Origin of the sequence: Wolbachia endosymbiont (group A) of Acrocera orbiculus (genome assembly GCF_947250015.1) — a bacterium.
Taxonomy (GTDB): Bacteria; Pseudomonadota; Alphaproteobacteria; order Rickettsiales; family Anaplasmataceae; genus Wolbachia; species Wolbachia pipientis.
On the sequence record NZ_OX366272.1, the window covers coordinates 1,180,764 to 1,193,539 of the forward strand.

8 protein-coding genes are annotated in these 12,776 nt (G+C 34.6%); all 8 read right to left on the minus strand.

Annotation, left to right across the window (positions count from 1 at the left end):
• Positions 1–13: 13 nt before the first annotated feature.
• Complete coding sequence (gene surE / locus OOL03_RS05870) at positions 14–766, minus strand: 5'/3'-nucleotidase SurE (protein ID WP_007550279.1); 753 nt, start codon at positions 764–766, stop codon at positions 14–16.
• A 1,360-nt stretch (positions 767–2,126) separates the two neighbouring features.
• Positions 2,127–3,470, minus strand: coding sequence for a signal recognition particle protein (gene ffh, locus OOL03_RS05875; protein WP_264707276.1), 1,344 nt, complete (start codon positions 3,468–3,470; stop codon positions 2,127–2,129).
• Complete coding sequence (locus OOL03_RS05880; RefSeq protein WP_264707277.1) at positions 3,455–5,014, minus strand: proton-conducting transporter transmembrane domain-containing protein; 1,560 nt, start codon at positions 5,012–5,014, stop codon at positions 3,455–3,457. Before OOL03_RS05880 ends, ffh begins: the two co-directional genes overlap by 16 nt.
• Positions 5,015–5,316: 302 nt before the next feature.
• A complete protein-coding gene (locus OOL03_RS05885; protein WP_264707279.1) occupies positions 5,317–8,199 on the minus strand; it encodes an FAD-dependent oxidoreductase in 2,883 nt (960 codons plus the stop codon).
• 45 nt (positions 8,200–8,244) lie between these two features.
• Positions 8,245–8,676 (minus strand): 3-hydroxyacyl-ACP dehydratase FabZ, encoded by a 432-nt coding sequence (gene fabZ / locus OOL03_RS05890; protein WP_264707690.1) that lies wholly within the window; start codon positions 8,674–8,676, stop codon positions 8,245–8,247.
• Between the two features lie 4 nt (positions 8,677–8,680).
• Complete coding sequence (locus tag OOL03_RS05895) at positions 8,681–9,232, minus strand: OmpH family outer membrane protein (protein WP_077188197.1); 552 nt, start codon at positions 9,230–9,232, stop codon at positions 8,681–8,683.
• Complete coding sequence (gene bamA / locus OOL03_RS05900) at positions 9,233–11,569, minus strand: outer membrane protein assembly factor BamA (protein ID WP_319803716.1); 2,337 nt, start codon at positions 11,567–11,569, stop codon at positions 9,233–9,235. It lies immediately after the preceding gene.
• Positions 11,570–11,577: 8 nt separating this feature from the next.
• Positions 11,578–12,696 (minus strand): RIP metalloprotease RseP, encoded by a 1,119-nt coding sequence (rseP, locus tag OOL03_RS05905; protein WP_264707283.1) that lies wholly within the window; start codon positions 12,694–12,696, stop codon positions 11,578–11,580.
• Positions 12,697–12,776 lie beyond the last annotated feature (80 nt).

Here is a 12,776-nt window from a genome sequence, read left to right on the forward strand (position 1 = left end):
GCAAATGTTTTTCTCAGTCAGCTATAGAAGAAAATTCGTCTGCACAAGAATTTTTCATAGTATTCAATGTATCATAATCTGTAAAATCTAATTTTACCGGTGTAATAGTAATAAATCCTTCTTTTATTTTATTTATACTACCACTGCCTGAGTGCTCTCGAGACCAATTTAAGCTAAAAGAGCCATTCGAATTTTCAGTAAAAGTTAAATCCCCATCAATGTTATATTCACCTTGTTCAGCAAATTCTACTCCTTTTACTTTTTCCGTAGCAGGAAAATTTACACTCATCACTATGTTTTTAGGCCAACCAACCTTAACTAGCTTGGCAATAACCTTTGGTGCAAAAACCTTTGTATTGTGCCAGTCTATTTTATCATGATAAACTTGGCTTAGCGCAATAGAAGGTATAGACCTTGCAGCACCTTCCATTACAGCACCAATTGTTCCTGAATAACAAATATCGTCCCCGACATTTGATCCAATATTTACTCCGGACAATATTAAGTCTGGTTTTTTATTCATAACTTTATTTAGCGCAATAATGACACAATCTGCAGGAGTACCAGACACACTAAATTCCCTTTCACTATGTTGTTTTATTCCAATAGATTGTTTCACTGGATAATCAAGAGATCTTGCAGCTCCGCTTCTATCAGTATCTGGTGCCACTATCCATATTTCTGGCGCAAAATTCCGTGCAATCTCTTTGAGTAATTTTATTCCTTCACTTCCAAAGCCATCATCGTTTGTTATCAATATTATCATATACAATACTCAGCTATACAGTTCCAAATTATGTAAACCACTGGCTGTAAATAAACTCATGAGGCTTTAAGTTTCTTTGCATAACTGTGGACTGTAACAAAGAACCTGCTGTAAATCAATAGATTTCTTGCACAGGCCATAACTGTCATTACAATAGAAACGAAAAAACTTGCTTGACAAACTCCGCCAGCCCCCTTATCATAAACACTGAAGCTATTTATTTATCTTCTCTGTACAGATTAAATGACAAAAAAACTCACGTATCTGGCGTCTCATGTTTAATTTTTTGCACTATGTGCACCTTATGTCTTTATCAAACTTCTACCTACATAAGCTGAAACGCGCTTATAAAGCGTTTAAAACATAAAAAAACGCCAACTTAAAAAATGGATAGTGAATAACTAGCTACCCTAGGGTTTCTTTTGCCTTTTTCTCTGTTTAGTAAATTTCTTAAACATTTATAGCTAAGGTTAGTTGCATTTAAAAGCAGCTGAGTCGCGGTTATTAAGCGTTTAGAATAAAAAAACGCCATACTTGAAAGTATAATGTAAGTAATTAGCCAACTACGGGGCTTCTTTTGCCTTTTTTTCTGTTTAGTAAATTTCTTAAATATTTATAGCTAAACGACAACCGTCATCCCGCTGCTTGTTAGCGGGATCTAGAGATACCGCGAATGAATCGCGGTATGACGTAGGACTGCTGTCATTCCAGTCTGGAATCCAAAAAAAAGGATGATGTCATCCCAGTGCCCTGACTACTTGGATCCAGTTTTCTTTACAAATTCACAAAAAGTGCTTCATTCTATAACGCAAAACCCATACTCACCAAACCCAATGCATTACTTGCAATTAAGTTTCCTGGATCCAAGTAGTCAAGCTACTCGGATGACACCCTTTTGGATGGAGACCAGTGTCAGCTACTTGCATGACACCATTCTTTTTCCTGGATCCAAGTAGTCAGGGCACTAGGATGACAAGAGAAAGAGGCTACTGGGATGACAGCTACCCTGACAATCGTCATCCCACTACGTGTTAGCGGGATCTAGAGATACCACGGCGGTATGACGGTTCGCAGCGGTATAGTAACTCGTCATCCCGCTGCTTGTTAGCGGGATCTCTTGTTAGCGGCTGAGATACCGCGAATGAATCGCGGTATGACGTGTTGAAACAATCCGATAAGGTAAGCCTCGTCATCCCGCTACGTGTTAGCGGGATCTAGAGATACCGCGGCGGTATGACGTGTTGCTTGGGTCAGCTATAGTATTTCTTAAAATTAATAATAAATTTCTTGGCTAGCAAGAAGCTGTAAATTTTTTTGCGAGACCTAAGCCGGCTTTTGATATAGCTAAAGGTAAGGTCACTTACTTTCTGCTTAGCATATCCATCAAATCAGATTCTTTGAGTTTACTATGGTCAACTTTACTGAACTTATTTACCATAGAGCTCATTTGATTATACTGCTTAATCAGAAGATTAACGTCAGTTACACTTGTTCCGGACCCCTTAGAAATTCTAAGTCTTCTTTTGCCATTTAAAATATCTGGATTTTGCCTTTCTTTTTCAGTCATTGAGTTTATGATGGCTATATATTTTTTCACTTTATTGTCATCTGGCACACTGCTACTTAGCTTTTTTGTAAATGAACTAGGAATGAATTTCATTATGTTGCTAATGCCATCCATTTTACTCAGAGTTTTTAACATTCCCACTAGGTCGTTTAGGTCGAATTTACCTTTTTTCACTTTCTTTTGTAACTTATCAATTTCTTCCTGACCAACAATCTCAGCAGCTTTTTCAACCAATGATACAACATCACCCATGCTAAGTATCCTTTTTGCAATTCTATCGGGATAAAAATCATCGAGGTCACTTAATTTTTCACCACAAGCAATAAATTTAATTGGACAATTGGTGATCATTCTCATAGAAAGAGCAGCACCACCACGTGCATCACCATCAATACGGGTGAGAATAATACCGGTTACACCTATTATCTCATTGAATGATTTGGCAATGTTGACCGCATCCTGGCCTATCATTGCGTCGGCTACTAAAATAACTTCTGCAGGTGAAGCTATTTCCTTTACGGCTTTCAACTCATTCATCATATTATTGTCAATATGAAGCCTGCCTGCAGTGTCTAGTATTAATACATCATAATTATCGTTCTTTGCTATTGCTATTGCCCTTTTTGTAATTGTAATGGGCTTCTCATCTATTACTACAGGTAAAGTTTGCACATCTATTTGTTTACCTAGCACTTCAAGTTGTTTCTGGGCAGCAGGCCTATAAATGTCTAAAGAGGCAAGCATCACTTTTTTCTTTTGCTTTTTTAGCTTGAAAGCAAGCTTTCCTGAGGTAGTTGTTTTACCTGCACCTTGTAAGCCCACCATCATAATTACAGCAGGGGGTTTAACTGCTAGATTTAAGTCACTTTTCTCTGATCCGAGAACTGCAACTAAATTATCCTGCACAATTTTAATTATCATTTGTGCTGGAGAAACACTTTTTATGACTTTTTCCCCAATTACTTTATCTTTAATGTCGTTGATGAATTTTTTTGCAACTTCAAGTGAAACGTCAGCTTCAATTAAGGCTATGCGCATTTCACGCATGGCAAGATTAAAATCATCTTCAGAAATGATTGACTTTCCTCTCAGTTTACTAAATACAGAATTTAAACTTTCAGTTAACGATTTAAACATAATAGCATTAGTAGAATACTCATTAAAAAGAGAGAAGAAGCTGAAACAAAACTCACTGAGTTATAACTCAGCACTTCTTTAAGTTTAGTAATATTATTAAAGTATAAACCAACAAGTGGATTAGTCAAGTTTTGCACTACGCTGGCAAACATTTCTCTAGTTTTAGAGACTAACTGATTGAACAACAAGACAATATAGGGTATGAAAGCTCTAAAAATCCAATCAACATCCATTTTAAAATTTACTCTCGGGTAAAATAACTTGCGTAAAGGAATAAACAATAAAGTGGTACATAGTAACAAATTAAATTGCGACAAAATATTTTTTGTGTTGTACACAAAATCGAAAATCGAAGGTTTATTGTAAATAGGTAAGTAAGGATTGCCAGCGATTACGCATATAAATGCTAAAATAATCATAGTCATTTTGCCTCCTCTCTCTGCTAAAGGTTTTGACTTACTTTTTGCAATAAATAAGTAATAAAGAAACTTTAGCCCCACGCTTAAATGAAGCAGCAAATTTAGAAGCTTATATAAATTTTTATACCCTTTTAAGGCAACAGTGTTCATTTCAATTTCAGCTGTGATATATGATTTACTGATAAATCCAACGGTTCCAGGAAATGCAGCCATTGTAAGTATTGCGATTATAGCACACATGCCTTCCACTGACATCAGTTTACCCACTCCATTAAAACTAATTGTTTTTGTTTGTGAAATAATCGAATTACTGACCACAAACAATAATGATTGATAAACAAGAGAGAAGATTATATGCAGTATCAAAATTGGTATTGCTTTTTCCGAAGGACTGAGCAAACTTCCTGCAATAATCAGCAAGCCCATTTGTCCTACAACGTTATAGCATAAAAATCTGCAAATATTTTGCTCAAGAGAAGCAAATATAATGCTGTAAATTGCAGTGATGGCGCCTACAAGCGCTAATATTTCAGTACAATCTTGCCATAGGTTATAAGTGTGTAAAAGCATCACTAAAAAAGAGACTTTAGTGGTAAATAAAGAGAGATATGTGGTGCCATGTAGCGATGCAGCAGGATATGCATCAACAACCCAAAATGAAAAAGGAAAACAAGCGCAGTTTATCAATAAACCCAAAATTATCAGGTTAGTGCTTTGAAGTGCCAATCCTGCTATTAATATAACTCCAACGAAAAAGTGTACACAAGCGTACCTTATTGCAGGTCCACTATCTCTACAGCTAGCTGCGATAATAAAAAATGCACTGATGGTCATTAATTCACAGAATATTATAACCAATATCATATGTTCAGATAAAACTGCATAAAGTGAACTAATAGTGTAAGCAGCAAAAGATAGCATCTCTGAAAAAGTCAAATTTTGTGCTGGTAGAACAGCTAAAAATGCAACTGATAAAAAAGATATTAGTATGGTACGAAAAGATAAATCAAAATCTAGAATTGGGAGAGACCAATTTACTGCAATGCTCAAATTTTCAGGTAATTTTAGGACTATAACTATTAATACAGTCAGTAGAAGTAACAGTGACGATTTATAAAGTTGCACAATAATTAAAACCAATATGGTTTATGCTATCTCAATATATGAATAAAATCAATTTGCATATTAACCACTAATTAAACTAATTATCATATAATTATATCAGAGTTTAGAGGGTATAGAGAAACCGGTCAGATTAGGTTTTTAATCTAATCTGACCGATAGCTTTAATAGTGAGGTAAGCTTTAATATAGCACTCCTAATTCATAACGCTACACTCGTGCATAATTTATTTTTAATTTGTGCACGAGCGTTAGTAAGTTATTTACTTTTTGAAATAAAATTTGGCATCACTTTAATATTGAGACTTAGTAAACCTCAGTAGGTCTGCCAGTTGGGCCCATAAGAATTATTTGCTCGCCTTCTCTTAAGTGTCTGCATAAATTAGTGGAGCCGCCGATTTCCAGCACAATAGTGGAAATAATTCCTTTTTTTTTGTCTACTTCAGTGCCGGTTACGGCTATACCTTCCATAGCAAGGTTTGTATTATTGGCTTTTCTGCCATTGGTTTCAAAATTTTGCAATCTAAAGAATTGCCCAGGCTTAAAATTCTTTGCCGCAAGTGGTGCTTTGATCACTATTTCCACAACTTTGTCTGTTAAATATTGAACTTTTATAACCTTTGCAGTGAATTGCTCTTTGATTCTATTAAATAATTCTTTATTAGCCAGGTCTTCAACACTTGACCACGCATTTTTTTTCTGGCCCACAACATCACACACTGGAATGACAGAAACGAAGCTATTAACTCCACTCAAAAGCTGAGAAATAATAGGGTAGCCGTTCTTAGCACTTGCCATAGCTTTCACGACGCTGCCACTATACGAAGGGTGAAGATCACCAAAAAAGCTGATTGTTTTATTGCCTTGCTTATACACTAATATTCTATCTTTATTTTGCATTTTAGGAGAAAATATTGGGTCTATTTCTTTTCCCAATGAATTCAATTGAGTAAAATACCCATTACTTAATTTAAAATGCTTTTCATCTTCTGTTGCAATAACCGTATTTGGCTCAGTACCTGCTGCTATAAAAATAGAACGTGCTTTTATACGTTTGATTTCGCCGGATTTTGTGTCTATCAGTTTTATTGACTCAGCATGGTTATATTTATCCGTCACAACTTCAACTGGCTCTAAGTTTTCAATAAAGTAAATTCCTTCTGACAGTGCATTTTGCACCTCTTCGCTATTTAATCGATAACTCGGTGAATCTTTTAGCTCTTTTCTATATATAACTTTCACTCCCCCGAGGCTCTGCATTAACTCTAATATTTTTATTTCTCTATTCTCTTTTTTTGCTAACTTTTGCTTTTCTCGGATCAATTGTGCGTGCGATATAAACTCATTCGCAATTTCGCGCTCTTCTTCTGTCCAATCTTTTTCAACACAGTCCTTTCCATACTTATCAACTAATATCTCATAACGAAGAAGAAATTTTTCTACTTGAATTGGATAATACGCTAAAGCTTCAGTGGCAGTGTCAATCGCAGTAAGCCCAGCCCCTATTACAACTATCGGCATACGAACTTGCAGATTTGCTATAGAATCAAATTTAAGAGCGCCAGTCAGTTGTAACGACATAAGAAAGTCAGATGCCATACGCACTCCACGAGCTAGTATATTCTTTATTTTGATCATTCGTGGCTTGCCAGAGCCAAGTGCTAGGGCGATGTGATCAAAACCCGAGTTGAACGCGTCATCAACATTAATCGTGCCACCAAAACGAATGCCTCCATAAAGTGCGAAATGCTCACGTCTTTCCAGCAGTAATCTAATAATCTTTAAGTAATTCTTATCCCACCGAGAAGTAATACCATATTCTGCCACCCCACCAAACCCTCCTGCCGTGCGTTCACTCAATTTTTCGTGTTTGAAATCTTTAATTAGCTGGAAATTATCGATCAAAGGTTCAATCTTTAGTCCATCAATGGTGATAACGTTATGCCCATCGTTCAACAAATGATGAGCTAAATTAAAACCAGCAGGACCAAGGCCTACAACTAGAACGTTTTTTCCGGTGTTTTCTCTTGGCAATGAACGCTGAAAATTTAAAGGATTCCAACGGCTGAGCAGAGAATATATTTCAAATCCGTACGGTAAACTGAGCACATCATCCAGAATCCTTGTTTCAATTGCTGGCACATTTACGGGTTCTTGTTTTTGATATATGCACGAATTCATGCAGTCATTGCATATTCTGTGCCCAGTGGCTGCACATAGCGGATTATCTATCATCACAATTGCAAGACTTGCTATGCTGTACCCTTCGCTTTTCACCAGATTCATTTCTGATATTTTCTGCTCTAGTGGGCAGCCGTGCAGTTCAACTTTTAGTGGAGATTGTTTAAAAGTATTGTCGTTATTAATTAGCCCCTTTGAGCAGCTGTCCTTACTTTGCTTATGACAAAATATGCAGTAGTGAGCATTATCTAGTGCTTTATTCAAACTCACCTTTTTGCTTGTTAGATCAAAACCGTATCGTCTTTTTACTTCATTTGAATACAGCACTTCAACTTTGTCCACTTCCTTTTTAGAAAATGGTATGAGGTTTTCGTGGTCGATTTTTTTATGAATACTGAATAATATACTCTGTTTATTTTTTACTCTCCACACTGCATATTGTGCTGCAAGTTCTATTTCTTCTTTGTGATTTTCTTTATCTTCAAACCAATGCATCACCTGCTCAGCAAAATTTTTTTCTGTTGTTGGCAAAGTGAGAAAATGACTTAGTTTGTTAGTAATATCTATATTCGCCACATTAGTGTATTTCTTCAATGCATAGCGTTGGACAAATAATCTTTTGCACTTATATATTACAGCAAAGTCGTTGTGCTTTTTCTTTAGCTCCTCTATTTCTTTTTCAATGTTGAAAAGTTTTGCAATAAATTCATCAAGTAAGTACGAAAGGTCTATAATGAGCTGGCTATCTGTCATCCAAGTAGCTGACCGTCCTTCTTGTTTTCTAGATCCCAGTGTCAAGCACTGGGATGACGGGGGGTGACACTGGGATGATGGGAAGTGACACTGGGATGACATCGAAGAAGAAGCTGCTTTTTCTCTTGCTTCAATTAATGAACAAAACAAGCTCTCATCACATGATTTAATATAATTCAAAAATGTCTCATCTAATTTTATTAATCCATTGCGAGTATATAGATTCGAAAATGAGATTTTGAAATTCAGCTTCATTGCTATACTATAAAGTGTACATGCTGTTTCTTACAGATGAAGATTTTATTTATTTTGCAATACTGCTGAGATTGTTGCTTCTGCAACTTTTTCTTCGCTAACAGATGCAATACACCTAAATTTGTGTACACCTAAACACACACTTTGAATGGTAGCTTGAAGAATCAATGTGTCCCCTGGAGTAACTAGCTTTCTGAATTTTGCATTTTCAATGGATCTCAAGTAAACAACTTTATTTTCTATTGTTTCTTTACCTAGAACACATATAGCAGATGCCTGAGCTAGAGATTCAATTATCAAGACTCCTGGCATTATCGGATGACCAGGGAAGTGGCCAATAAAAAATGGCTCATTGAAAGTCACATTTTTGATTGCTTTTATACTTTTACCAGGATCACACTCTATAACTCTATCTACTAAGAGAAACGGATAAGAATGTGGTAATATTTTTATAATATCACTGATATTAAATTGCATAAGCCTACTCAATGCCTTTCAAAGCAAATTCAGGTATTTTCTTGTTTATATTGTTTAATACCACATCTGATAAATCAACTTCATCCATGGAGTATAAAACTTGGTTCTTTTTTGAAATAAATAGTACCAAATCTATGTTGTTTTTTTCTGCCGTTTTTTTAGCGACTTCTTTTATCTTGTTAAAAACACTCTCTACTGCGTCTCTATAGCTTTCTTCTAAATGTAACATTTTTTTAGCGTAATTATCTCTAGTATTTACAGTGTGCTTATTAAACTGTTCTGTCTTTTCTTTTTTTGCTTCTTCTGACAAAAGTTCAAATTCTTCTTTTGATGGCTTAAGTTTTTCTAACTCACTTTCAAATTCTTGTTGTAATCTAGAATTCTGCTCCTTTATTTGTTGTTGTATGTTTTGCAGAGCAAGAGATTCATTGATAACTTTATCACTATCAATAATGGCAGCCTTTGTGTTCTGAGGTTGATATCCTACAAACTTATACCCCACAAATAAGGAAATAATTAAGGCAATAACTGATATAAATAACTGTATATATTTCATTCAAATCCCCGCTTCAATAGAAAATTTAACATTTGGTGATGGTATTATATCATAAGATTCCTTTACTAAAGGAAACCCGAAATCCAATCTAAGTCTACCAAAAGGAGAAAGCATTGAAAAGCCAAAACCTGGTGACACTCTCACAGGCTTGCTATCATAGTATTTCCCTTCATACTTCTTATTTTTATCATCTAAGCCAAAAAGTGTCGCATAGTCAACAAATAGTGAGCCTTTGATACCAGCATAGTCATATAGTTTTGGTAGAGGAAAATCCACTTGCTGTGTTAGATTAAAATAAGTTTTGCCTCCCAATGAGCTTTTATTTTTGTCTTCTGCTCTTGGTCCAATACCGGAAAGGTCAAACCCTCTAATCTCATTACCCCCTTTAAAAAAGTGCTGGCCAATGTTTAGATTTTCATCAGTATAAGAAAAAATATGACCTGCCGCCATCTTAAAGCGTAGCGTTATATCATCGTCAATTTTGCTTAATATAGGGTGCGTATAAAAAGATAAGAATTCAGATTTTAGGAAATTCACGTTTCCTCCCAATCCTGAAATATCCTGACTTAAGCGCAGTAAATACCCTTCTTTTGGAGCATATAGATTATCCAGTTTATTATATGCCAACGTGTATCCCACTGATGAAATCTGATGTTTACCTTTTCGGTCCAGTATTATTTCAGAGATATCGGTGTCTTGTCCACCCTTATTATCCATGTGTATATGATTATACTTATAAGAATAGCGAAGGGAATTAGTTAAGTTCTCTGTGACTTTATATGATAACTTTGTAAAAAATCCCATATCGCAACTATCAAAAGTAGTGTTTGGTTTATCTTGTTTTTCATAAAATACACCCATGCCTAGTGACGTATCAGAATCGTTAAAATTATTTTCAACAAACTCTAAATCAGTAGAAAATACGTATTGACTTTTTTCAAGAGCAAAAGAGAGCTCTTTTCCAGTACCAAATAAATTACGGTCTTTGAGGTCAATTTTAATCAATGCTCCACCAGGAAGAGACACACCGCCTCCCAAATACAACGAAGTAGTGTTTTTTTCTTTAACATTTAAGTCAAGATTTACTGTATTGTCATTAACTGCGTAACTATTTACTTTCACTGTTTCAAAAAAATCACTACTCATTAGTTTTTTACGTGACTTTTGAATCTCAGATATATTGTATGCATCACCTTCTGCTACACTTAGCTTACTTCTGATCACTTTATCTAAAGTGCGATCGTTACCATCAATTGTAATTTGATTTATATAAATCTTTTTACCCGGCAGCACTCTGTAGGTTACATCTACAACGTTGTCACGTTGTGCATACTCTGGATTAACTTTTGCAAATATGTATCCTTTTTCATTTAAATATTTGTTTATTTTTTCTACTGTATTATTAATTTTAACTCTATTAAATATCTTATCGTTTTCCTCTGTTATAAAATCCAATATTTCTTCTTTTAGGCTCAAATCCTGAATTTCAGTTTCAATATTAACCTCATTATTTCCAAACAAATACTGCTGTCCTTCGTCAATCAAAAAAGTTAACTCTGTTTGATTGTTATTATCAACCTCAACAATTGGTTGAATATTATTTTGAATATATCCCTTAGACGAATAAAAACGATCGAGCAATTCTGTGTTAACCAATAGATATTGCGGTGAATAATGATTTTCGCCTTTAAAAATGGCTCTAAATAACTTACTAAATATGTCATTACTATGTCTTTTAATAACTTGCTCTAGCTCATTTTCAGAAAAGTTTTTATTGCCTATAAATCTTATATCCTTAATTTTAGAGGTTTTGCCTTCTTTTATTTTGAAAATTAGATTGACCCTATTACTATCGAGCTTCTCCAACTCATATTCAATTTTAACGCCAACCTTACCGTTATTTCTATAAGTAGTGATTAAATTCATTAAATCGTTTTGCAATTTTGTTTCAGTGAAAATAGTTAGCGATTTTGACTGAATCACATTATTTAGTAACTCTTTGCTATTAAATAACTTATTACCCTTTAATATTATCTTGTTAATTAGTGGATTTTCTTGAATTTTTATTACTAAATTTTTTTTATCATCTATGTAAGCATTAACACTAGCAAATAACTTTGTTTTATATAGATCTTTTATAATTGAGTCTATATCATCGTCGTTTATATAATCACCAGATTTTAGTTTTATATAGAACCCTATTGTCTGGTTGCTTACCCTCTCATTACCAATACATTTGACATCTTTCACCTGCACTTTTTCCGCAGTTCCTAAAGCAACAAGCAGGGCAGGAAAAGAAATAAAAACCACTACCAGTATATAAAATAGCTTTTTCATATTTTATTTCAAAAAAGATCCCTAATATCATTTGACATTCCAGTTGCCATAAGCAAAAACAACACTAAAGCACCAAAAATAGCTGCATATTTTTGACATTTCAAGCTTAAATCCCTACGTATAACCGCTTCTATGATATAATGAAATAAATGCCCACCATCTAGCAGTGGTATTGGCAGCAAGTTAATTGCAGCTAAATTAGCTGAAATGATTGCCATAAAATATAGAACCATAATAAATCCCTTTTTAGCTGATTGTCCTGAATATTTTGCGATTTTTATTGGCCCACCTATTTCATTGATACTCCTTTTACCAACAATAATGTGAAAGAGAGCTTTGATCGTTAAGCACATAGTGTGGTAAGTTTCACTTACTGATAAGCTCACAGCCCCAAGAAAAGACGACTGCTTTAATGTATTGACTGAAATAATCCCTATAGTTTCTCTTTCTATTGTGTTGCCAAAAACGTCTTTGTCCTTGATTATTAATGGAGTTAAACTGGTCCTGTGCTTCTCATTATTTCTGCTATACTCAATCTCCATTCTTGTTTTAGGATTCGACATTATCACACGTGAAATATCTTCAAAGTATTTTATTTTATGCTCATTGATTTGTGTAATAGTGTCACCTGGCAACAAACCAGCTTGCTTAGCTGCACTACCTTCGATTACATTTTCAATCACCGGTGGAGTGCGATAATAACCTGCTATGCTAAAAAATATTGTAAAAGCTATAACAGCAAATACCATGTTTGCAAAAGGCCCTGCAAAAACTACTGCCGCTTTTTTATGACGCGGTTTTGTATGAAATGAATACAATTTTTCTTCTTCCGTTAATTCTTGTTGATCAGCTGGGACACTCGCTGCATTAGTATCTCCTAGCATTTTAACATAACCACCCAATGGAACAACGCTTAATTTCCATCTAGTTCCAGACTTATCGTTAAAACCAAAAATTTCAGGACCAAAACCTATAGAAAAAGATTCAACTTTAACTTTGCATGCTTTGGCAACAACATAATGCCCATATTCATGCACGAATACTATGACAGAAATTATTAAAGAAAATGATAAAAAATAATATATTCCATCGCTAAATTGATGGATAAGATTAGAAATTAATTCCACCTGTATATTTAGATCTTAACAAAATGTTAAGTATATTAAAATGCGCCTCGCTTGACAAGTATTTAGTTTAACTTTTAAAT

Bases quoted from the DNA above. Each gene is read 5' to 3' on its own strand.
- surE (WP_007550279.1), bottom strand. From the start codon at position 766: ATGATAATATTGATAACAAACGATGATGGCTTTGGAAGTGAAGGAATA.
- ffh (WP_264707276.1), bottom strand. From the start codon at position 3,470: ATGTTTAAATCGTTAACTGAAAGTTTAAATTCTGTATTTAGTAAACTG.
- OOL03_RS05885 (WP_264707279.1), bottom strand. From the start codon at position 8,199: ATGAAGCTGAATTTCAAAATCTCATTTTCGAATCTATATACTCGCAAT.
- fabZ (WP_264707690.1), bottom strand. From the start codon at position 8,676: ATGCAATTTAATATCAGTGATATTATAAAAATATTACCACATTCTTAT.
- OOL03_RS05895 (WP_077188197.1), bottom strand. From the start codon at position 9,232: ATGAAATATATACAGTTATTTATATCAGTTATTGCCTTAATTATTTCC.
- bamA (WP_319803716.1), bottom strand. From the start codon at position 11,569: ATGAAAAAGCTATTTTATATACTGGTAGTGGTTTTTATTTCTTTTCCT.